General features: G+C 69.8%; 19 protein-coding genes and 4 tRNA genes. 2 read left to right on the top strand and 21 right to left on the bottom strand.

Annotated features, from left to right (window positions below):
- Positions 1-5: 5 nt before the first annotated feature.
- From F8279_RS04325 to F8279_RS04230, 21 genes are all read right to left on the bottom strand, one after another.
- Positions 6-3,893 carry a DNA-directed RNA polymerase subunit beta' gene (locus F8279_RS04325; RefSeq protein ID WP_091426414.1) on the bottom strand — a complete coding sequence of 1,296 codons (3,888 nt, stop codon included), beginning with the start codon at positions 3,891-3,893 and terminating at the stop codon, positions 6-8.
- An 80-nt stretch (positions 3,894-3,973) separates the two neighbouring features.
- The gene (locus F8279_RS04320; RefSeq protein ID WP_091426417.1) at positions 3,974-7,405 is read right to left on the bottom strand and encodes a DNA-directed RNA polymerase subunit beta; all 3,432 of its coding nucleotides are present in this window, start codon (positions 7,403-7,405) and stop codon (positions 3,974-3,976) included.
- A 577-nt stretch (positions 7,406-7,982) separates the two neighbouring features.
- A complete protein-coding gene (gene rplL, locus F8279_RS04315; RefSeq protein WP_091426420.1) occupies positions 7,983-8,369 on the bottom strand; it encodes a 50S ribosomal protein L7/L12 in 387 nt (128 codons plus the stop codon).
- Between the two features lie 53 nt (positions 8,370-8,422).
- A complete protein-coding gene (gene rplJ / locus F8279_RS04310) occupies positions 8,423-8,968 on the bottom strand; it encodes a 50S ribosomal protein L10 (RefSeq protein ID WP_091426421.1) in 546 nt (181 codons plus the stop codon).
- A gap of 316 nt (positions 8,969-9,284) precedes the next feature.
- Complete coding sequence (locus F8279_RS04305; protein WP_151499163.1) at positions 9,285-9,974, bottom strand: hypothetical protein; 690 nt, start codon at positions 9,972-9,974, stop codon at positions 9,285-9,287.
- Positions 9,971-10,747: an ATP-binding cassette domain-containing protein gene (locus F8279_RS04300; protein ID WP_151499162.1), complete on the bottom strand. Its 777-nt coding sequence runs from the start codon at positions 10,745-10,747 to the stop codon at positions 9,971-9,973. The genes F8279_RS04305 and F8279_RS04300 overlap by 4 nt, the downstream gene beginning before the upstream one ends.
- 82 nt (positions 10,748-10,829) lie before the next feature.
- Positions 10,830-11,546: a 50S ribosomal protein L1 gene (gene rplA, locus F8279_RS04295; RefSeq protein WP_091426427.1), complete on the bottom strand. Its 717-nt coding sequence runs from the start codon at positions 11,544-11,546 to the stop codon at positions 10,830-10,832.
- Between the two features lie 83 nt (positions 11,547-11,629).
- On the bottom strand, positions 11,630-12,061 hold the full coding sequence (gene rplK / locus F8279_RS04290; RefSeq protein WP_013288647.1) for a 50S ribosomal protein L11: 432 nt from the start codon (positions 12,059-12,061) through the stop codon (positions 11,630-11,632).
- Positions 12,062-12,248: 187 nt separating this feature from the next.
- Entirely contained in the window at positions 12,249-12,971 is a 723-nt protein-coding gene (nusG, locus tag F8279_RS04285; RefSeq protein ID WP_091426429.1) for a transcription termination/antitermination protein NusG, read from the bottom strand.
- Positions 12,972-13,006: 35 nt separating this feature from the next.
- Positions 13,007-13,399 carry a preprotein translocase subunit SecE gene (gene secE, locus F8279_RS04280; RefSeq protein ID WP_013288649.1) on the bottom strand — a complete coding sequence of 131 codons (393 nt, stop codon included), beginning with the start codon at positions 13,397-13,399 and terminating at the stop codon, positions 13,007-13,009.
- 214 nt (positions 13,400-13,613) lie between these two features.
- A tRNA-Trp gene (locus F8279_RS04275) sits at positions 13,614-13,686 on the bottom strand.
- A gap of 127 nt (positions 13,687-13,813) precedes the next feature.
- Positions 13,814-14,206 carry a MaoC family dehydratase gene (locus F8279_RS04270; protein ID WP_091426432.1) on the bottom strand — a complete coding sequence of 131 codons (393 nt, stop codon included), beginning with the start codon at positions 14,204-14,206 and terminating at the stop codon, positions 13,814-13,816.
- Between the two features lie 4 nt (positions 14,207-14,210).
- Positions 14,211-14,657, bottom strand: a complete 447-nt coding sequence (locus F8279_RS04265) for a MaoC family dehydratase N-terminal domain-containing protein (RefSeq protein WP_091426434.1) — start codon at positions 14,655-14,657, stop codon at positions 14,211-14,213.
- 121 nt (positions 14,658-14,778) lie between these two features.
- A complete protein-coding gene (rpmG, locus tag F8279_RS04260) occupies positions 14,779-14,946 on the bottom strand; it encodes a 50S ribosomal protein L33 (protein ID WP_013288652.1) in 168 nt (55 codons plus the stop codon).
- A gap of 129 nt (positions 14,947-15,075) precedes the next feature.
- Positions 15,076-15,148, bottom strand: a tRNA-Met gene (locus tag F8279_RS04255).
- A gap of 25 nt (positions 15,149-15,173) precedes the next feature.
- Positions 15,174-15,246, bottom strand: a tRNA-Thr gene (locus F8279_RS04250).
- 96 nt (positions 15,247-15,342) lie between these two features.
- The gene (locus F8279_RS04245) at positions 15,343-17,865 is read right to left on the bottom strand and encodes a bifunctional diguanylate cyclase/phosphodiesterase (RefSeq protein WP_091426436.1); all 2,523 of its coding nucleotides are present in this window, start codon (positions 17,863-17,865) and stop codon (positions 15,343-15,345) included.
- A 50-nt stretch (positions 17,866-17,915) separates the two neighbouring features.
- Complete coding sequence (locus F8279_RS30185) at positions 17,916-18,053, bottom strand: hypothetical protein (protein WP_175438858.1); 138 nt, start codon at positions 18,051-18,053, stop codon at positions 17,916-17,918.
- 420 nt (positions 18,054-18,473) lie between these two features.
- Positions 18,474-18,731, bottom strand: coding sequence for a hypothetical protein (locus F8279_RS04240; protein WP_225853129.1), 258 nt, complete (start codon positions 18,729-18,731; stop codon positions 18,474-18,476).
- 63 nt (positions 18,732-18,794) lie between these two features.
- Positions 18,795-19,154, bottom strand: a complete 360-nt coding sequence (locus F8279_RS04235; protein WP_151499160.1) for a hypothetical protein — start codon at positions 19,152-19,154, stop codon at positions 18,795-18,797.
- 105 nt (positions 19,155-19,259) lie between these two features.
- A tRNA-Tyr gene (locus F8279_RS04230) sits at positions 19,260-19,343 on the bottom strand.
- Between the two features lie 147 nt (positions 19,344-19,490).
- Between F8279_RS04230 and F8279_RS04225 the strand changes: the two genes are divergently transcribed.
- On the top strand, positions 19,491-19,985 hold the full coding sequence (locus F8279_RS04225) for a YajQ family cyclic di-GMP-binding protein (protein ID WP_151499159.1): 495 nt from the start codon (positions 19,491-19,493) through the stop codon (positions 19,983-19,985).
- Positions 19,986-20,164: 179 nt separating this feature from the next.
- The coding region (locus F8279_RS04220) for an MFS transporter (protein WP_151499158.1) at positions 20,165-21,533 on the top strand (1,369 nt) is incomplete at its 3' end.

Here is a 21,533-nt window from a genome sequence, read left to right as displayed (position 1 = left end):
ACTGCTTAGCGGTACGACCCGAAGTCGAAGTCGTCCAGCGGAACCGCCTGGCCGCTGGCCGGCCCGAAGCCGTAGTCGGTCTCCGGGTATCCGGTCATCGAGTAGACCTTGGCCTTCGCCTCCTCGGTCGGCTCGACCCGGACGTTGCGGTACTTGCTGATGCCCGTACCGGCCGGGATGAGCTTACCGATGATCACGTTCTCCTTGAGGCCGATCAGCGAGTCGCTGCGGGCGTGGATCGCCGCGTCCGTCAGCACCCGGGTGGTCTCCTGGAAGGAGGCCGCCGACAGCCAGGAGTCAGTGGCAAGCGATGCCTTGGTGATACCCATCAGCACCGGGCGACCGGCGGCGGGCTCGCCACCCTCGCCGACGAGCCGGCGGTTCTCCGACTCGAACAGCGCCCGGTCGACCAGCACACCCGGCAGGAACTCGGTCGAGCCGGAGTCGATGACCGTCACCCGCTTGAGCATCTGGCGGATGATGATCTCGATGTGCTTGTCGTGGATGAGCACACCCTGCGAGCGGTAGACCTCCTGGACCTCCTGGGTCAGGTGGACCTGGACCGCGCGCGGGCCGAGGATGCGCAGCAGTTCGTGCGGGTCGATGGTGCCCTCGGTGAGCTTCTCGCCGACCTCGACGTGGTCGCCGTCGTGCGCCCGCAGCCGGACCCGCTTCGAGATCTTGTCGTAGACGATCTCGTCGCTGCCGTCGTCCGGGATGACCACGATCTTGCGGGACCGCTCGCCGTCCTCGATGCGGATGCGACCCGGGGTGTCGGCGATGGGCGCCTTACCCTTCGGCACCCGGGCCTCGAAGATCTCCTGGACACGGGGCAGACCCTGGGTGATGTCCTCACCCGCGACACCACCGGTGTGGAAGGTACGCATCGTCAGCTGCGTACCCGGCTCACCGATCGACTGGGCGGCGATGATGCCGACCGCCTCGCCGACGTCCACGGTCTTGCCGGTCGGCAGCGAGCGGCCGTAGCACGCACCGCAGACGCCCAGCTTCGACTCGCAGGTGAGCACGCTGCGCACCCGCACCGTCTCCGTCCCGGCGGCGACGATCGCGTCGACCAGGATGGAGTTGATGTCCTGGCCGCGGTGGGCCACCACGGTGCCGTCCGGCCCCTTGATGTCGTCGGCCAGCGTCCGGGCGTGCACGCTGGTCTCGGCGTGCTCGTGCACGACGAGCTTGCCGTCGACCCGCTCACCGATCTGCATCGGGATGGCACGGTCGGTGCCGCAGTCCTCCTCGCGGATGATGACGTCCTGCGAGACGTCCACCAGACGCCGGGTCAGGTAACCCGAGTCGGCGGTACGCAGGGCGGTGTCCGCGAGACCCTTACGGGCGCCGTGCGTGGAGATGAAGTACTCCAGCACGGACAGACCCTCCCGGTACGAGGCCTTGATCGGCCGCGGGATGATCTCGCCCTTCGGGTTGGCCACCAGACCACGGATCGCCGCGATCTGCCGGAGCTGGAGCAGGTTACCGCGGGCACCCGAGTTGATCATCTTCCACAGCGGGTTCTCCTGCGGCAGCGCGGTGTCCATCTCCTTGGCGACCTCGTTGGTCGCCTTGGTCCAGATCTCGATGAGCTCGCCGCGGCGCTCCTCGGCGGTCATCAGACCACGCTGGTACTGCTTGTCGATCCGGTCGGCTTCCTTCTCGTACCGCTCCAGGATCTCCCGCTTGCGCGGCGGAGCGATGACGTCCTCCATGCCGATGGTGACGCCGGACCAGGTGGCCCAGTGGAAGCCGGCCTCCTTGAGCCCGTCCAGGGTGGCCGCCAGGGCCACCTTCGGGAACCGCTCGGCGAGGTCGTTGACGATCGCGGAGAGCTGGCCCTTGCGGATCTCGTAGTTCACGAAGCGGTAGCCCGGGGGCAGCGTCTCGTTGAACAGGACCCGGCCCAGGGTGGTCTCCACCGTCACCGGCTCGCCCTCGGTCCAGCCCTCGGCGGGGGTCCAGGGCTCGGCGCCGGCGCCGTTGTCCACACCGACGACGTCGCGCAGCCGGATCCGGACCGGCGCCTGCAGGTGCAGCTCGCCGTTGTCGTACGCCATCCGCGCCTCGGCGTCCGAGCTGAACGCCCGGCCCTCGCCCTTGCCTCCCGGAGTGAGGTGGGTGAGGTGGTAGAGACCGATGACCATGTCCTGGGTCGGCATGGTGACCGGCTTGCCGTCGGCCGGCTTGAGGATGTTGTTCGACGACAGCATCAGGATCCGCGCCTCGGCCTGGGCCTCGGCGGACAGCGGCACGTGGACCGCCATCTGGTCACCGTCGAAGTCGGCGTTGAACGCGGTGCAGACCAGCGGGTGGATCTGGATGGCCTTGCCCTCGACCAGCTGCGGCTCGAAGGCCTGGATGCCCAGACGGTGCAGGGTCGGCGCGCGGTTCAGCAGAACCGGGTGCTCGCCGATGACCTCTTCCAGCACGTCCCACACGACCGGCCGCTGCCGCTCGACCATCCGCTTGGCGGACTTGATGTTCTGCGCGTGGTTGAGGTCGACCAGCCGCTTCATCACGAACGGCTTGAACAGCTCCAGCGCCATCTGCTTGGGCAGGCCGCACTGGTGCAGCTTGAGCTTCGGGCCGACCACGATGACCGAACGGCCGGAGTAGTCGACGCGCTTGCCCAGCAGGTTCTGGCGGAACCGGCCCTGCTTGCCCTTGAGCATGTCGGACAGCGACTTGAGCGGCCGGTTACCCGGGCCGGTGACCGGACGACCGCGACGGCCGTTGTCGAACAGCGCGTCGACGGCCTCCTGGAGCATCCGCTTCTCGTTGTTGACGATGATCTCGGGTGCGCCGAGGTCGATCAGCCGCTTGAGGCGGTTGTTCCGGTTGATCACACGCCGGTACAGGTCGTTCAGGTCGGAGGTCGCGAAGCGGCCACCGTCGAGCTGCACCATCGGGCGCAGGTCCGGCGGGATGACCGGGACGCAGTCCAGCACCATGCCGAGCGGCGAGTTCCGGGTGTTCTGGAACGCCGCGACGACCTTGAGCCGCTTGAGCGCACGGATCTTCCGCTGGCCCTTGCCGGAGCGGATGGTCTCGCGCAGGCTCTCCGCCTCGGCCCCCAGGTCCATGTTTTGGACCAGGGCCTTGATCGCCTCGGCGCCCATGCTGCCGGTGAAGTACTCACCGAAGCGGTCGCGCAGCTCGCGGTAGAGCAGCTCGTCGGTGACCAGCTGCTTCGGCTCCAGCTTGCGGAAGGTGTCGAGAACCTCGTCGAGGCGGTCGATCTCGCGCTGGGCCCGGTCGCGGATCTGGCGCATCTCGCGCTCTCCGCCCTCCTTGACCTTGCGCCGGACGTCCGCCTTCGCGCCCTCGGCCTCCAGCTCGGCCAGGTCGGCCTCCAGCTTGGCGGCCCGCTTCTCGATCTCCGAGTCGCGGCTGTTCTCGGCCTGCCGCTTCTCGGCCAGAATCTCGTTCTCGATGGTCGAGAGGTCGCGGTGACGCGCTTCGGCGTCCACGCTCGTCACGACGTACGAGGCGAAGTAGATGATCTTTTCGAGGTCCTTCGGGGCGAGGTCCAGCAGGTAGCCCAGCCGGCTCGGCACGCCCTTGAAGTACCAGATGTGGGTCACCGGAGCGGCAAGCTCGATGTGACCCATCCGCTCCCGGCGAACCTTGGAGCGGGTCACCTCGACGCCGCAGCGCTCGCAGATGATGCCCTTGAAGCGGACCCGCTTGTACTTACCGCAGTAGCACTCCCAGTCCCGCTGCGGACCGAAGATCTTCTCGCAGAAGAGCCCGTCCTTCTCCGGCTTGAGGGTGCGGTAGTTGATGGTCTCGGGCTTCTTGACCTCGCCGTGGGACCACTGACGGATGTCGTCAGCAGTGGCGAGGCCGATGCGCAGCTCGTCGAAGAAGTTGACGTCGAGCACTATGTCCCCTATGTCGTCGTCTGTACTGCTAGCTAACGAGTGGGATCCGGGGCAGGGTGACCCTGCCCCGGATCACCACCTCAGACCTCTTCGACCGAGCTCGGCTCGCGCCGGGACAGGTCGATGCCCAGCTCCTCCGCCGCCCGGAACACCTCGTCGTCGGTCTCGCGCATCTCCAGGGCCACACCGTCGCTGGAGAGCACCTCGACGTTGAGGCACAGCGACTGCAGCTCCTTGAGCAGCACCTTGAACGACTCCGGGATGCCCGGCTCGGGGATGTTCTCGCCCTTGACGATCGCCTCGTAGACCTTGACCCGGCCCAGGACGTCGTCGGACTTGATGGTCAGCAGCTCCTGCAGGGCGTAGGCGGCGCCGTACGCCTGCATGGCCCAGCACTCCATCTCACCGAAGCGCTGGCCACCGAACTGTGCCTTACCACCCAGCGGCTGCTGGGTGATCATCGAGTACGGACCGGTCGAACGGGCGTGGATCTTGTCGTCGACCAGGTGGTTGAGCTTCAGGATGTAGACGTAGCCGACCGCGATCGGGTCCGGCAGCGGCTCACCGGAGCGACCGTCGAACAGTTGCGCCTTACCCGTGCGCCCGATCAGCTGCTTGCCGTCCCGGTTGGGCAGGGTCGACGCGAGCAGACCGGAGATCTCCTCCTCGCGGGCACCGTCGAAGACCGGGGTGGCCACGTTGGTGTCCGGCTCGGACTCGTGCGCCTCGATCGAGCGGAGCTGACGCTTCCACTCCTCGTCGTCGCCGTCCACGCTCCAGCCGGTCTTGGCCACCCACCCGAGGTGGGTCTCCAGGACCTGGCCGATGTTCATCCGGGACGGCACACCGAGCGGGTTCAGCACGATGTCGACCGGGGTGCCGTCCTCCAGGAACGGCATGTCCTCGATCGGCAGGATCTTGGAGATGACGCCCTTGTTGCCGTGGCGGCCCGCGAGCTTGTCACCGTCCTGGATCTTGCGCTTCTGGGCCACGTAGACCCGCACCAGCTCGTTGACGCCCGGGGGCAGCTCGTCGCCGTCCTCGCGGGAGAAGGTACGCACACCGATGACCGTGCCGGTCTCGCCGTGCGGCACCTTCAGCGAGGTGTCCCGGACCTCGCGCGCCTTCTCGCCGAAGATCGCGCGGAGCAGCCGCTCCTCGGGGGTCAGCTCGGTCTCGCCCTTCGGCGTGACCTTGCCGACCAGGATGTCGCCGGGGACGACCTCGGCGCCGATCCGGATGATGCCGCGCTCGTCGAGGTCGGCGAGCATCTCCTCGCTGACGTTCGGGATGTCGCGGGTGATCTCCTCCGGGCCCAGCTTGGTGTCCCGGGCGTCGACCTCGTGCTCCTCGATGTGGATCGAGGTGAGCACGTCCTGCTGCACGAGGCGCTGCGACAGGATGATCGCGTCCTCGTAGTTGTGGCCCTCCCAGCACATGAACGCCACCAGCAGGTTGCGTCCGAGCGCCATCTCGCCCTCGTCGGTGCACGGACCGTCGGCGATGACCTGGCCGGCCTCGACGCGGTCACCCTCGAAGACGACCGGCTTCTGGTTGACGCAGGAGCCGGCGTTGGAGCGGCGGAACTTGTGCAGCAGGTACGTCCGGCGGTGGCCGTCGTCCTGGTGGACCGTGATGTAGTCCGCGCAGAGGTCCTCGACCACACCGCCGACCTCGGCCACGACCACGTCGCCGGCGTCCACGGCCGCGCGGTACTCCATGCCCGTACCGACCAGCGGGGCCTCGGCCTTGACCAGCGGCACCGCCTGACGCTGCATGTTCGCGCCCATGAGCGCGCGGTTCGCGTCGTCGTGCTCCAGGAACGGGATCATCGCGGTGGCGACCGAGGTCATCTGCCGCGGCGACACGTCCATGTAGTCCACGGCGCCCGGCGCGACGTCCTCGGTCTCGCCGCCCTTACGGCGGACCAGGACGCGGTCCTCGGCGAAGGTGCCGTCCGACTTCAGCGGGGCGTTGGCCTGCGCCTTGACGAACCGGTCCTCCTCGTCCGCGGTCAGGTAGTCGATCTGGTCGGTGACCCGGCCGTCGATGACCTTCCGGTACGGCGTCTCGATGAAGCCGAACGGGTTGACCCGGGCGAACGTGGACAGCGCGCCGATCAGGCCGATGTTCGGGCCTTCCGGCGTCTCGATCGGGCACATCCGGCCGTAGTGGGACGGGTGCACGTCCCGGACCTCGAAGCCGGCCCGCTCGCGGGACAGACCGCCCGGGCCGAGCGCGCTCAGCCGGCGCCGGTGGGTCAGGCCCGCCAGCGGGTTGGTCTGGTCCATGAACTGGGACAGCTGCGACGTGCCGAAGAACTCCTTGATCGCCGCCACCACCGGGCGGATGTTGATCAGGGTCTGCGGCGTGATCGCCTCGACGTCCTGGGTGGTCATCCGCTCGCGGACGACCCGCTCCATCCGGGAGAGACCCACCCGGACCTGGTTCTGGATCAGCTCGCCCACGGTACGCAGGCGACGGTTGCCGAAGTGGTCGATGTCGTCGGCCTCGTAGCCCTCCTCACCGGCGTGCAGCCGGCAGAGGTACTCCACGGTGGCGACGATGTCGTCCTCGGTCAGCGTGCCGGTGGTGATCGGTACGTCAACCTCGAGCTTCTTGTTGAACTTGTAACGCCCGACCTTGGCGACGTCGTACCGCTTCGGGTTGAAGAAGAGGTTGTCGAGCAGGGTCTGGGCGTTCTCACGGGTCGGCGGCTCGCCAGGGCGGAGCTTCCGGTAGATGTCGAGCAGGGCCTCGTCCTGCCCGGCGATGTGGTCCTTCTCGAGCGTGGTCATCATCAGCTCGGACCAGCCGAACTTCTCGCGGATGCGCTCCGCGGACCACCCGATGGCCTTGAGCAGGACGGTGACGGCCTGCCGGCGCTTGCGGTCGATGCGAACGCCGACCGTGTCGCGCTTGTCGATGTCGAACTCCAGCCAGGCACCCCGGCTCGGGATGACCTTGACGCTGGAGAGGTCGCGGTCGGAGGTCTTGTCCGGCTGCTTGTCGAAGTAGACGCCCGGCGAGCGGACGAGCTGGCTGACCACGACGCGCTCGGTGCCGTTGATGATGAAGGTGCCCTTCGGCGTCATCATCGGGAAGTCACCCATGAACACCGTCTGGCTCTTGATCTCGCCAGTGGTGTTGTTGGTGAACTCCGCGGTCACGAACAGCGGCGCGCAGTAGGTCAGGTCCTTCTCCTTGCACTCCTCGATCGAGGCCTTGACCTCGTCGAAGCGCGGAGCCGAGAAGGAGAGCGACATGGTGCCGGAGAAGTCCTCAATGGGACTGATCTCGTCGAGGATCTCCGCGAGACCCGAGCGTGCGTGCGGGTCGTCCGCCGACCGGCCCTGCCAAGCCTCGTTGCCGACGAGCCAGTCGAAGGACTCGTTCTGGATGGCGAGGAGGTTGGGGACCTCGAGGTGTTCGGTGATCCGACCGAAAGAAACTCGGCGGGGCGCGAATGCGCTCGACGTACGACTGGTCTTCGCAGGGCGGGAAGCTGCCAAGATGCGTCCTTCCGAGGACCGGTGCTGCAGAACGGCTGGTACGCGTGCACTCCAATGACCCCACCAGAAATATCCACAATCGGACATTTCCGAGCAGGGGTCAAGTCGGAAGGCAGCGCAAACTAGCAGTGTAGCCGAGAGGCTAACCGCTGTCCAGCCCACCCCGCAGGTCGTCGCGGAACAAGCCCTGGGACCTCGGAAAACCGGGTCGACCGGGCCGCTCGGAACGCGACGCTCCTGCCGGTCCGCTCGGGCGCCGTGGCGACGGTGCTGCCGTTGCCCTTACCCGAGAGTCGGCCGTTGCAAGCGCGGAAGGTCTTGCTGATGTTCAGCGTGCCTGGCAGGCCCGTGCCGCGTCAAGGGCCGGTTACCGCTCGGGGTGTCTTTCCCACCGACGGGCTACCGACAGACGTCGCTGACCGGCCGATGAGAGGACGCTGTACGCCCTGCTCACGCCGTTCGCCGACGGGTGGCACCAACGCGGCGGGCGGCGACCCGGTCCCCCGGATCACCGCCCGCCGCGACGCGGTGTGCCCCGGCTCACGTGAGCCGGACGCGCGTCAGGTCAACCGCAAGGTCACTTGAGGGTGACCTTGGCGCCCTCGCCCTCGAGCTTGGCCTTGGCCTTCTCGGCGGTCTCCTTGTTGGCCTTCTCCAGGATGGCCTTCGGAGCGGCCTCGACCAGGTCCTTGGCCTCCTTGAGGCCCAGGCCGGTCAGCTCGCGCACGACCTTGATGACCTGGATCTTCTTGCCACCGTCGGCGTCGAGGATGACGTCGAACTCGTCCTTCTCCGGCTCGGCCTCGGCGGCCGGGGCACCCGGACCGGCAGCGCCGGCGACGGCGACCGGAGCGGCCGCGGTGACCTCGAAGGTCTCCTCGAACTGCTTCACGAACTCGGAGAGCTCGATCAGCGTCATCTCCTTGAACGCGTCGAGCAGCTCGTCAGTGCTGAGCTTCGCCATGTCTGGCGTCCTTTCTCAAGTGAAAACTAAGAACGTGGGTGCGCCGGGTGGCCTCAGGCCGCCTCGGCGCCCTCCTTCTCGCGCTTGTCCTGCAGGGCGGCCGCCAGACGCGCGGTCTTGGCGAGCGGAGCCTGGAACAGGGCCGCGGCCTTGCTCAGGTTGCCCTTCATGGCGCCGGCCAGCTTGGCCAGCAGCACCTCGCGGGACTCCAGGTCGGCGAGCTTCGTGACCTCGGCCGCGGAAATGGCCTTGCCCTCGAAGACACCGCCCTTGATGACGAGCTTCGGGTTGGCCTTCGCGAAGTCGCGAAGCCCCTTCGCCGCCTCGACGACGTCGCCCGAAACGAAAGTCAGCGCGGTAGGACCGGAGAACAGCTCGTCGAGGCCGGAGATGCCCGCATCGGCCGCGGCACGCTTGGCCAGCGTGTTCTTCGCGACCGTGTAGCTGGTCTCCTTGCCGAGCGAGCGCCGCAGCTGGGTGAGCTGCGAAACCGTGAGCCCGCGGTACTCGGTCAGCACGGTCGCTCCCGCGGTGCGGAAGCTCTCGGTCAGCTCGGCGACGGCCGTGGCCTTGTCGGCCCGGATCGGCTTGTCCGCCATGTCCCTCCTCTCTCGTTGCTCGGAGCTGGTACGCCGGCGGCGAGCCGAGGCTCGACGACGGCGGCGGAGGCATCACGACAACGAAAAAGCCCCGGCGCAGGGCGCACGGGGCGAGGGCCGGGGACACGGGCACAGTCGGCGGACCGTGCGTGACACCGAGTTTCGCTTACCGCCCTGCGCGGGTCGCCCGTCGTCGCGGAACCTTCGACCGTGCCGGAGCACGGTGACCAGCGGTCTCTGGGTGGAACTACCGCACCAGGTTACGCGACGTGCGCCGCAGCACCAAATCGCCGGTTGTGCCCCCGGTCACCAGGGCTCACGCCCGGGTGCGCCGCGCCCAGGCGTAGCCGGTCAGCGCCACCGCCGCCCACGCCACCGCCCAGCCGGTGAGCAGCAGACCGGCCCCGGCCGCGACCGGCCCGGTGACCGCCCGCGCCGTCGCCATGACCGGCGGGACCACCCACGGCGCGACCGAGCCGGAGAGCCCGAGCACCACGATCCCGACCGCGCCGGTGACCAGAACGGCCACCCCGTAGCCGGCACTGCGGGTCACGGCCCGGCTCGCCAGCGCGCCCAGCGCCACCGCCGCGGGCAGGGCGAGCAGGTGGGCCCAGAGCCCGAGCGCCACCCCGACCAGCACCGGCCGCTCCCCCGGCCCCACGGTCGCGGTGACCCCGCCGAGCGGCCACGGCAGCACCAGCGCGACGACCACCACGGCGAGCCCGGCCACCAGCGCCGCGAGCAACCCGGCCGCCCGTTCCCGGGCCGGCCCGACCACCACCCGGGCCAACCGGCGCTGAACGTCGGGTTCCACGTCCAGCAGGATCTTGGTCTGCCAGGCCAGCACCGGGAACAGCACCACGGCGGAGACGCCGTAGGCCTCCGCCGGCCGGGCCCGGCCGCCGCCGTAGAGGACGCCGAGGACGAGCAGGCCGGCCAGCAGCGGCGCCAGCGCCCGTCCGGTACGCAGGAAGCCGGTCAGCCGCAGGCGGGCCAGCGCGATCACCGGGCCGCCTCCGACGCCGGGGGCGTGGCGGGCGGCGGGACGGCGTGTTCGCGTACCCGAAGGATCTGGTGGCCGTCGGCGCGCAGGCGGGCGACGGCGGCGGCCAGCCCGGCGGCCGGCACCGCCAGCTCGACCACGGCGACGGCCGCGCCGCCGGACGTCGCCTCCTCGGTCACCGTGCCGTCGGTGACCGACAGGTGCCGGGCGCCCGGGAGCCGGACCGTCTCGCCCCGGTGGTCGCTGACCAGCACCGTGCCACCGCCGGCCAGCACCTCGCCGATGATCTCGGGGACGGACTCGCGGGCGGTGGCGTCCAGCCCCTCCCACGGCTCGTCGAGCACCAGCAGGCCGGGCGGGCGCAGCAGCGCCTGGGCCAGGCCGACCTTCTGCGCGGTGCCCTTGGACAAGCGCGGCAGGCGGACGTCGTGGAAGCGGGTCAGGCCCAGCCGCTCCACCCAGTGGCGCACCGCCCGTTCGGCGGCGGGCCCGGACAGGCCGGCGACGCGGCCCATGGCGGACAGGTAGGCCCCGACGGTGAACGGCTGGTCGGCGGGGAAGCGCTCCGGCACCCAGCCGACGACCGGCGGCCGGTCGGCCACCCGGCCCCGGCTCGGGCGCAGCACGCCGGCGGCGAGCTGGAGCAGAGTGGACTTGCCGGCGCCGTTGCGGCCGAGCACGACCGCGACCTCGGCGGGACCGATCGCGACGTCGACCTGCCGCAGCACCCACGGGCCCTGCCTGTGGTAGCGGAGCCAGACGCCGTCGAGCCGCATGCGCCCGAGAGTGCCACACCGGACGGACGAACGGGGCCCCGCCACCACGTGGTGGCGGGGCCCCGTTCGGGAGTACGCGTGCTCAGCCCTCGGCCGAGCCCTCCTGGAAGTTCTTCACGACCTTCGGGTCGACCGGAACGCCCGGGCCCATGGTGGTGGTGAGGGTGACCTTCCTGAGGTACGTGCCCTTGGCCGCGGACGGCTTGGCCCGCAGCACCTCGTCCAGCACCGCGGCGTAGTTGTCCACCAGCTGGGTCTCCGAGAAGGAGGCCTTGCCGATGATCAGGTGCAGGTTCGAGTGCTTGTCCACCCGGAAGGTGATCTTCCCGCCCTTGATGTCCGAGACGGCCTTGGTGACGTCCATGGTCACGGTGCCGGTCTTCGGGTTCGGCATGAGACCGCGCGGGCCCAGGATCCGCGCGATCCGGCCGATCTTGGCCATCTGGTCGGGCGTGGCGATCGCCGCGTCGAAGTCCAGCCAACCGCCCTGGATGCGGGCGACCAGCTCGTCGGTGCCCACCTCGTCCGCACCCGCGGCGACGGCCTCCTCGGCCTTCGCGCCGGCGGCGAAGACGATCACGCGGGCGGTCTTACCGGTGCCGTGCGGCAGGTTGACCGTGCCGCGGACCATCTGGTCCGCCTTGCGGGGGTCGACGCCGAGGCGCATCGCGACCTCGACCGTGGCGTCGAACTTGGTGTTGGTGGTGTCCTTGGCCAGCTTGACGGCCTCGACCGGGGTGTAGAGCTTCGACCGGTCGATGACGTCCGCGGCCTTGCGGTAGCTCTTGCTGCGCTGCATTTCTGGTGACTCCTGTGGTCTCTGGCGGGCGCGCGTCACTCGCGGCCCTCCCACGAACAGATCGGGTGGAGCGGGTACCGAGGTCAGTCGGCGACGGTCAGGCCCATCGACCGGGCGGTGCCGGCGATGATCTTCTCGGCCTGGTCGATGTCGTTGGCGTTGAGGTCCGCCATCTTCTTCTCGGCGATCTCACGCAGCTGGGCGCGGGTGACCGAGCCGACCTTCTCCTTGTGCGGGACGCCCGAGCCCTTCTGCACGCCGGCGGCCTTGATCAGCAGCCGGGCGGCGGGCGGGGTCTTCAGCACGAAGGTGAACGTGCGGTCCTCGTAGACGCTGATCTCGGCGGGGACGATGTCGCCCCGCTGGGACTCGGTCTGCGCGTTGTAGGACTTGCAGAACTCCATGATGTTCACGCCGTGCTGGCCGAGCGCGGGGCCGACCGGCGGCGCCGGAGTGGCCTGGCCCGCCGGCAGCTGAAGCGTGAACGTCTTGACGAGCTTCTTCTTCGGAGGCATGTCTCTTCCTGGGGCTTGGAACTGGGATTCTCGCCGGTCCGCGGGCGCGCACGGTCAGCACGGTGCGGACAGCCGACGTTCTAGGGTAGCGCAGCCGTCGGCCACCCTCCGCGCCGAGGTCGGCGGGTGGCGAAACGGCGCACCGGCGGCCACCCCCGGAGGGGCGGGCCGCCGGTGCCGACGTACGTCAGATCTTGGCGACCTGGTTGAAGTTCAGCTCGACCGGCGTCTCCCGGCCGAAGATCGACACCAGCACCTTGAGCTTCTGCTGATCGGCATTGATCTCGCTGATCGTCGCCGGCAGCGACGCGAACGCGCCGTCGGTGACGGTGACCGAGTCGCCGACCTCGAAGTCGAGGACCCGGACCTCGGGCTTGGCCTTCTTCTGCTCGGTCTCGACCGCCGGGGCCAGCCACTTGAGCACCTCGTCGAGGCTCAGCGGCGCCGGCCGGTCGGCCCGGTCGGTCGCGCCGACGAAGCCGGTGACCCCCGGGGTGTTCCGGACGCAGGAGTAGGACTCGGCGGTCAGCTCCATCCGGACCAGGATGTAACCCGGGAAGACCTTCGCCTGCACCTGCGACCGCTTGCCGTTCTTGACCTCGACCTCTTCCCGGGTCGGCACCTCGACCTGGTAGATGAAGTCCTCCATGTCGAGGGAGGTGATCCGGGTCTCGAGGTTGGTCTTGACCTTGTTCTCGTAGCCGGCGTACGAGTGCACCACGTACCAGTCGCCGGGCGCGTAGCGCAGCTTCTGGCGCAGCTCGGCGACCGGGTCGAAGTCCTCGTCCGGGGCCGGCTCGGTGGTCGGGAACTCCGGCTCGCTGGCGGCCTCGACCGACTCGTTGTTGGCCGCCGTCGCCACCGCGGACTGCTCGTCCGGGGTTCCGGCGGTCTCGTCGTACTCAGGCACGCTCGCTCACTTCCGTCAGTATCGCTGTCCGCAGGTCAGCTGGACTCGCCGAAGACCCACAGCACCGCCTTGGCGAAGCCGTAGTCCAGGCCGGCCACGATCGCCAGCATCACCGCCACGAAGGTGACCACCACGGCCGTGTAGGTCAGCAGCTCCTTGCGGGTCGGCCAGATGACCTTACGCAGCTCGGCCACGACCTCGCGGAAGAACCGCGCGATGCGGGCGAACAGCCCGATCCGCTCGGTGTCCTTGCGGGTCTTCCGGCCCTCGGCCGGCTCGGCCTGCGCCCGCTTGCGGGTCGCGGTGCCACCCCGGGCGACCGGTTCGTCCGCGTCGGTGGCGTCGTCGTCGGCCACGTCGTCGACGGTCGCGTCGTCGTTCAGACGCTCGTCGCCGTCGTCCTCGCCGCGGCGCTTGCTCTCGGCCACTTCGCCCTCCGTGCGGGATATGGGGTCGCACGCCGGACGGCGTACGCGGCGTGTTGGTCACGCCGGCCGGACCAACCGTCCCGCGACGGGCCGCGGCCGGCGGACCGGCCGGGAGGGCCCGAACGCCTCGGAACCACCCCACCGGTGCCACCACCACGGGCCGGACGCCACCGGTGAGGGCGGCGCGACCCACGGAACGGTCAGGCCTGAGGCGCAGGGGTGACAGGACTTGAACCTGCAGCCTGCGGTTTTGGAGACCGCTGCTCTGCCAATTGAGCTACACCCCTGTGCGACAACTCACCTCCGCCCGGACATGCTGTGCCGAGCGGGGGTCACTTGCCCCACGGCGGACCAGTGTACGGGTAGTCGTGCGACTTTCCCAACCGGTCTGCCCCTCGCGCGTCGGGCGGGCCCTCAGCGCGTCGCGCGGATAAGTGCCCGGGCCTGCGACAGCACCTTCTCACCCTGGCAGGTGGCGGTGATGTCCAGCCTGGTCAGGCCCTCTTCGGTGACCTCCTTGACCACCGCGGACACCTCGATCTCGGTGCCCTCGTCGGTGTCCGGGACGACCACCGGGCGGGTGAACCGGACGCCGAAGTCGACCACCGCGTCCGGCGCGCCGGCCCAGCCGGCCACCGCCCGGCCGACCAGGGCCATGGTGAACATGCCGTGGGCGATGACGCCCGGCAGCCCGACGCCGGTGGCGGTGCGGTCGCTCCAGTGGATCGGGTTGAAGTCGCCCGAGGCGCCCGCGTAGCGGACCAGGTCCGCGCGGGTCACCCGGTACGTCTGGGTGGGCAGTTCCATGTCCTCAGGCCTCCCCGCGTACGACGATCTTGGACCAGACGGCGACCACCGGCTCACCGTCCACGGTGCTCACATCCGTGCGGGTGGTCAGAAAACCGTGGCCGCCCCGGCTGGTGACCTCCTCGATGGTGCTCACGCACACCAGCTCGTCCCCGGCCACCACCGGCCGGGTGTACGCGAACCGCTGGTCGCCGTGCACCACGCGGCTGTAGTCGACGCCGAGCGCCGGATCCTCGACGATCTGCCGGCTCGCCGCCATCGTGACGACCACCGGGAACGTCGGCGGCGCCACCACGTCGGAGTGGCCGAGCGACCGGGCCGCCTCCGGATCGTGGTGGACCGGGTCGGTCGCGCCGACGGCGGCGGCGAACTCGCGGATCTTTTCTCGGCCCACCTGATAGGGGGCGGTCGGCGGGTACGTCCGGCCGACGAAGGACGGGTCCAGGGACATGCCGCCGAACCTACACGGAAAACACGAACGCCGATCCGCCCGGTCGGGCGACCCGGAGGCCACCCGTCAGGGCGAATCGGCGTTCGAGAAAGCTGGGGCGGGCCGGCTGCGCCGGTCGCGGTCAGCGGGTCTCGCGGTGGACGGTGTGCTTGCCGTCCCGGGGGCAGAACTTCTTCAGCTCGATGCGGTCCGGGTCGTTACGGCGGTTCTTGCGCGTGATGTAGTTGCGCTCCTTGCACTCCACACACGCCAGAGTGATCTTCGGCCGAACATCGGTCGCCTTCGCCACGGCGGAGTGCCTTCCTCGCTCACGGAACAACTACAGCGCGTCAGCCTACGCGCTGACGACGCGGACATGCAAAGTGGGCGCCTGTGGCGCCCGTCCCACCGACCACCGGGTTTGCCCGGAGGACGAGAGTAGCGGTGGCCGGACTTGAACCGGCGACACAGCGATTATGAGCCGCTTGCTCTGCCATCTGAGCTACACCGCCGTGGCGGGTCCAGCCGGACCCTCTGAGCCCCCTTACGGAATCGAACCGTAGACCTTCTCCTTACCATGGAGACGCTCTGCCGACTGAGCTAAGGGGGCCTGCTCGATCACCCCGGGGGGTGTCGCGCAGGGGAAACAGTACACGACCGCGTCGCGCAGGTGAAATCGGATCCCCCAGGTGCGTGTCCGCCCTGATCAGGGCACGACTCGCAGGCGCGGCAGCTCCCCCGCGACGACCGTCTCCGGGTCGACCTGGGCGCCGAACCAGGCCTCCAGCCGCTCGTACGGCAGAGGGCGGCTGAACAGGAAGCCCTGGCCGATCTCACAGCCGATGTCCTGGAGCAGCTCCAACGTCAGCTCGCTCTCCACACCCTCGGCCACCACGGTCAGGCCGAACTGCTGGGAGAGCATCACCACCGCGTTCACGATCGCCAGGTCGCCCGGATCGGTCGCCATGCCCTGTACGAACGACCGATCCACCTTCACCTCGTGCACCGGCAGCCGGCGCAGTTGCGCCAGCGACGAGTTACCGGTGCCGAAGTCGTCCACCGAAAGGCGGACACCGAGGTCACGCAGGCTGCGCAGGGTGGGGATGGGACGTTCGGTGCCGTCCAGGACACCCGCCTCGGTGACCTCCAGCGTCAGCCGCTGCGGCGGTACGCCGTACTCGGCCAGCAGATCGCGTACCAGCGCCGGGAAGTGCTGGTCGGTGAGCGTACGCGCGGCGAGGTTGACCGCGACGGACAGCGGCTGTTCGCCGTGGCTCCAGTCGCGGCTGCGCCGCAGGCTCTCCCGGAGCACGAACTCGGTGAGCCGGCCGAGCTGGCCGGTGTGCTCGGCCACCGCCACGAAGTCGTCCGGGGCGACACTGCCGTGCGCCGGATGCTCCCACCGGGCCAGGCACTCCACGCCCACCAGACGGCGGTCCCGCAGCGTGACCTTGGGCTGGAAGTAGACCTCCAGTTCGCCCTCGTCCAGCGCCCGTTGCAGGTCGCCGGCGAGACCGAGCCGGCGCAACGACCGGGACTCCAGCGCCGGGCTGTAGAGCTGCACGCTGCCCGGTACCGACTTGGCCGCGGTGGCCGCCAGGTCGACGCGTTGCAGCAGCGCCACCGCATCGCTGCCGTGGTCCGGGTGGACGGCCACCCCGACGACCGTGTCCACGTCCAGGGTGAGCGCGTCGAAGACCATCTCGTCGCGGATCTGCTCCCGCAGCTGGGCCGCCAACTCCAGGGCCGCCTCGGTGCTCTCCAGCCGGAGCGTCACCAGGAACTCGTCACCACCGGCCCGGCCGACGAGCGCGGAAGAAGGCGCGCAGGAGCGCAGCCGCTCGGCCACCTCCATGAGCACCTTGTCTCCTGCGGCGTGGCCCAGCGACTCGTTCACCTGGCGGAGCCGGTCCACGTCGAAGAGCAGCAGCGCCACCACCTCACCCGGCGCTCGGATCTTGACTGCCTCCGCCACCGACGAGGTGAGGCGCCGCCGGTTGGGCAGCCCGGTGAGCGCGTCGTGGTCGGCGTCGTGCCGCAGCCGGTCGACCAGGCGGGAGTTCTCCAGCGCCACCGCGGCGTGCGCGGCGACCGTCTCGAAGACGGGAATGTCGCCGGGGGCGAAGTGGCCGATGTCGCTGAGCCGGTTGGTCACCTCGAGCGTGCCGATCACGGCCTGGCCGGAACGCAGCGGCACCACGATGGCGTCCTTGACCCGCTCCTCCCCCGCGGCCTGCCGCAACGCCGGATCTCCGCCGAGCCAGCGGCCGATCGAGAGGGTACGACCCTTCCGGTGCACCTGCTGACGCAGGCTCGCCGGGGTGGGCGCCAGGTCCAGCAGGCCGGGCGTGTCCACCCGGGCGGTGAGCAACACCTCGGGATGCCGCCCCTGGGCGGGCAGCCAGAGCGTCGCGTACTCGGCCTGCATCAGCGCGCGCACCCGGTCGAGCAGGATGTCGGCGAGCGACCGCTCGGTGCCGGAGGCGAGAAGGCGGGTGAGCTCGTACATCCCGGCCAGCGTCCGGTGCTGCCGGAAGAACTGGGAGTAGGAGCGGTAGACCAGGACCAGGCCGCTGAAGAGGGCGGCGAGCAGCAGGGCCGACCACCACGTCGTCTTCAGGGCGATCAGGACGAGCAGGCCGATCGCCACGTTGATGCCGGCGGTGAGCAGCGCCGTCGGCATGCTGCGCAGCGCGTCCCGCCCGGCCTGCCAGCCCTGGAGCAGCACGTGCACCCCGACCACGCTCACGAGGCTGACCAGCGTGACCACACAGACGGCGAGGAACAGCGAGCCCCAGGTGCCCGGCCCGACATTTTTCAGCGGCGGCAGTGCCAGGAGTACGAGGCTCGCCAGCGACGTGGCGGCGGCGGCCTTGGCGACGTTGAACCAGAGCTTCGCCGCGCCGAAGCGATGCGAGGCACTCCAGATCAGCACCGAGAGCGTGTAGATCAGGACGACACTCAACGGGGGCAGGAAGTAGAGCGCCACGATCAGTGGCACCTCGGTGAGCGTCACGCCCACCGACTGGCGCCGGACGTAGACGTTCAGCACCGCGAAGCTGATCCCCGCCATGACGACGAAGAACACGAAGGCGAGCGGCCACTTGCCGAACGGGTGGTCCGCCACCAGGGCGATGCACGTGCTGAAGACCACCGCCAGCAGCGCCAGAGGGGCGGTGACGAGCCAGGCACGTTCCGTTGACCTACGAGGTCGGCCCTGGCTTGCCATGCCCCTCCTACCGGAGACGTCGTCCGCCGGCTAGCGGACGACTCGATGATTCAGCGCGGGGTGTCCATCGTCCAGACGATGTCGGCGAGTTGCACCGCACCGGTACCGGGAAGGATGCCGAAGGCACCTGCGACGGCGGCGAGCACGAGGAGCGAGCCAAGCAGCCGGCCCAGCGTTCGACCAGACATGATTGCTCCTGTCGGGAGATTGCCACAGGGATGGTGAAGGTTTCCCGATCGTGCCACAAGCCTGAGGGGCAGAAAAGCGGAGAGGACCCGCCCAGCCCGAGTAGCTGTCAGGTTCCGCCGTTCGGCCCGGCCACCCACGACACGCAGCCAGGTCATGGGGGTGAAGGGACGTCAGCCGCTTCGTCCATTGCGGATTCCCACCTTCACCCACGAAGGGGATCAAGTCATACGAAACCCCACACCACCAACCCTGAGTCGCCCGGGCCGGCTCAACCTGGCCGATCCTCCGACGGGTCGCCACCGGACCCACGGGCATTGACCACCATACCTGCCTGTGTCATGAACGCCAGAGGGTGATTCCCTCATTCACGCCGGAACCGCTCAGCGGCTCACCGGGTGGCCTCTGCCTTCGGCGCACGTCTACCTGAGCATGTCCGCCTCGCCGGTGCCCGGGTCGACCGCCACGCTGAGCTTGAAATGTCCCCGGGCTCGGGCCTCGACACGGAGGACGAAGTCGACGACAAGCAAGCGCTCGGTTCCGCGGAGTCCTCGTACCTGCGCTTCGTACGGCTCGGAGATCTGCCAGTCGTCGAGCCGGAACCCGCCTCGGGGCTTGCCGGCGCGCATCCGTCTGGTGAACTCGGCGGTCGCCAGCACCCGAACCTCATCCTGATCCACGACCCAGTATCGATCTACCGGCCCGTCCGCCGGTGGACGCGGCCCGGCGGAGCGGCGGCGTGACTACTGGCCGAAGGTGTACCGCAGATTCGCATTGATCAGCTCGTTCAGCCGCTTACGCAGGTGCCCGAGCAGCGAGGGATCGGGTAGCGGCTCAGCGAGCAGCAGCGTCCACCGGAGCAGGGTGCCTTGATGCCCGTCGGACGCGAGATCGAAGCGCACCTGCGCGTCGGGCCGCTTCGGCCACAGCGATGACCAGACGACCAGGGTCGGGCGGTCGCGGCGCAGGATCTGCGGCCGCTGTTCGTCGTCGAGCAACCGCAGCCACGGGCGGGCCGGATCGCGGTCGGGCTCGGTCAGCGCCTCGAAGACGACGTCAGGGGGAGGCGCCTGACCGCGCATGCGGCTGCCCGCTTCGAACATGGCTCAGCTCAACGGCGCATCTCGGCAGGGCCGACGCGCACCGCACGGCCTGAGCGAGAATGGCCCCGGAGCGCTTTTCGCAGCTCACGGGGCCGTTCTTGCACCTGGTGGCGGGTAGAGGATTCGAACCTCTGAAGCTTTCGCGACGGATTTACAGTCCGCTCCCATTGGCCGCTCGGGCAACCCGCCAGGGCACACCACCGCGTCGCAACGCGGCAGCGGAAGCAAGGATAGCGGTTGTCCCCGGCACTGCCGCAACCGGGTACCGTCAGGAGGTCCCACGCTGGTCAGCGGGGGACGGACCAGGACAGACCGCCGGACAGCAGGAGCATGAGCATGGCATCGAACCCGTCGTTCGACATCGTGAGCAAGGTCGACCGGCAGGAGGTCGACAACGCCGTCCGCCAGTCGGAGAAGGAGCTCGCGACGCGGTTCGACTTCCGCGGCACCGGCGCGGAGATCTCCTGGTCGGGCGAGGAGGCGGTCAGCCTCCAGGCGGAGACCGAGGAGCGGGTCCGAGCCGCGCTGGACGTCTTCAAGGAGAAGCTGGTCAAGCGGAACATCTCGCTGAAGTCGCTCGACGCCGGCGAGCCCCGGCAGTCGGGCAAGACCTTCAAGATCGACGCCAAGGTGGTGCAGGGCATCGACTCCGACAAGGCCAAGGCCATCAGCAAGAAGATCCGCGACGAGGGCCCGAAGGGCGTGCAGGCGCAGATCCAGGGCGACCAGCTCCGAGTCACCGGTAAGAAGAAGGACGACCTCCAGGCCGTCATCGCCCTGCTCAAGGGTGAGGACTTCGGGCTGGCGCTCCAGTTCACCAACTACCGGTAGCCACGACGATCGAGTTGCGTGGCAGGTGACCGGCGCGGTCACCTGCCACGGTGCGGGATCAGGCATCCTCCAAGGGCCGGAACGCGCGGCCTGCGTCTCGGCCGCGAACAGCTGCGGCTCCTTCTGCCGTCAGGCAACTTCCTTGGGGTACGGGCCGGGCGTGCGGTCGGGTGGGAGCCATGACGCTCGCGATGCTCCGCCCCTACCGCCCGGTGCTCGGCCAACCGGTGCTGCGCAGGCTCCTCCCCGGGCTCGCGACCTCCGCTCTCGGTGACGGGCTCGCCCTTGTCGCGGTGACCTGGCTGGCCCTGCAACTCGCACCCGACGGGCAGCGCGGCACCTGGACCGCGTTCGCGGTGGCGGCGTACACGCTGCCGGGTGCGGCCGGCACGGTGCTGCTCGGCCGGTGGCTGGGTGGGCGGAGCGGGGCGCAGCTCGCCGGCTGGGACGCGACAGTGCGGGCCGCCGCCCTGGGCGCGATTCCGGTCGCCCACCTCGCCGGGGTGCTGGACGTCGGCCTGTACGTCGCCCTGCTCGCGGTGTCCTCGCTGCTGCACCCGTGGGGGTCGGCCGGCCGGTTCACGCTCGTGGCCGAGCTGCTGCCGCAGCGACATCACCTGGCCGCGAACGCGCTGCTCGGGGTCTTCGGCCAGGCCGCGACGATCGTCGGCCCGCCGCTGGCCGGCCTGCTCATCGCCTGGGTGGGCGCGGTGTGGGTGATCGCCGTCGACGCCGCCAGCTTCGCCGTGCTGGCCGTCAGCTACCGCCTCGTCGTCCCGGCCGCCCGCCGTGAAGCCGCCGCCCGCCGTGGAAGCGCCGCCCGCCGCGAAGGTGCCCGCCGTGAAGGCGCCGTCCGCCACCAGCCCGGAGACCAGCACGAGGACGGAGACCGCCACGGGAACCCGACGACCGGACCGTCGCGTACGTCGGGATTCCGGATCATCGCGCGGGACCGGTCGCTGCTCGGCCTGCTTTCGCTGTCCTTCGCGTTCTTCTTCCTCTTCGGACCGTTCTACGTGGCCATGCCGGTGCACGTCACCGACGACCTGCGCGCCTCCGCCGGGACGCTCGCGGCCTACTACACCGCGTTCGGCGTCGGCTCCCTGCTCGGCGGGCTGCTCACCGGCCACCTGCGTGGATGGCCGCTGCGGACCACGCTCGCCGGCATCGTCGCGCTGTTCGGCGCCGCGCTGCTCCCGCTCGGCCTGGGCGCGCCGGTCGTCCTGTCGCTGCCCGCGTTCGCGCTCGCCGGCCTGGTCTGGGCGCCCTACCAGCCGACCGCGACTGCGTTGTTCCAGCGCCGCGCCGGCACCGTGGACCTCCCCCGCGTGCTGGCGGCCAACGGGGCGGTCACCGTGCTGGCGGTGCCGCTGGGCACGATGCTCGGCGGTCCGGCGACGGCACTGCTCGGGGCACGCCACACGCTCCTGGCCTGCGCGGTGACGATCCTCGCGCTGGGTCTGGTCGCCGCAACGGCCGCCGCACGCCCCGGCCCCGGGGCGCAGAACACAGAGCGGACCGGGCCGGCGGGCCCGCCCGGACCGCAGG

The sequence above is a fragment of the Micromonospora sp. AMSO1212t genome (assembly GCF_008868145.1).
GTDB lineage: Bacteria > Actinomycetota > Actinomycetes > Mycobacteriales > Micromonosporaceae > Micromonospora > Micromonospora tulbaghiae.
This window is presented reverse-complemented; position numbering and strand designations above follow the sequence as displayed.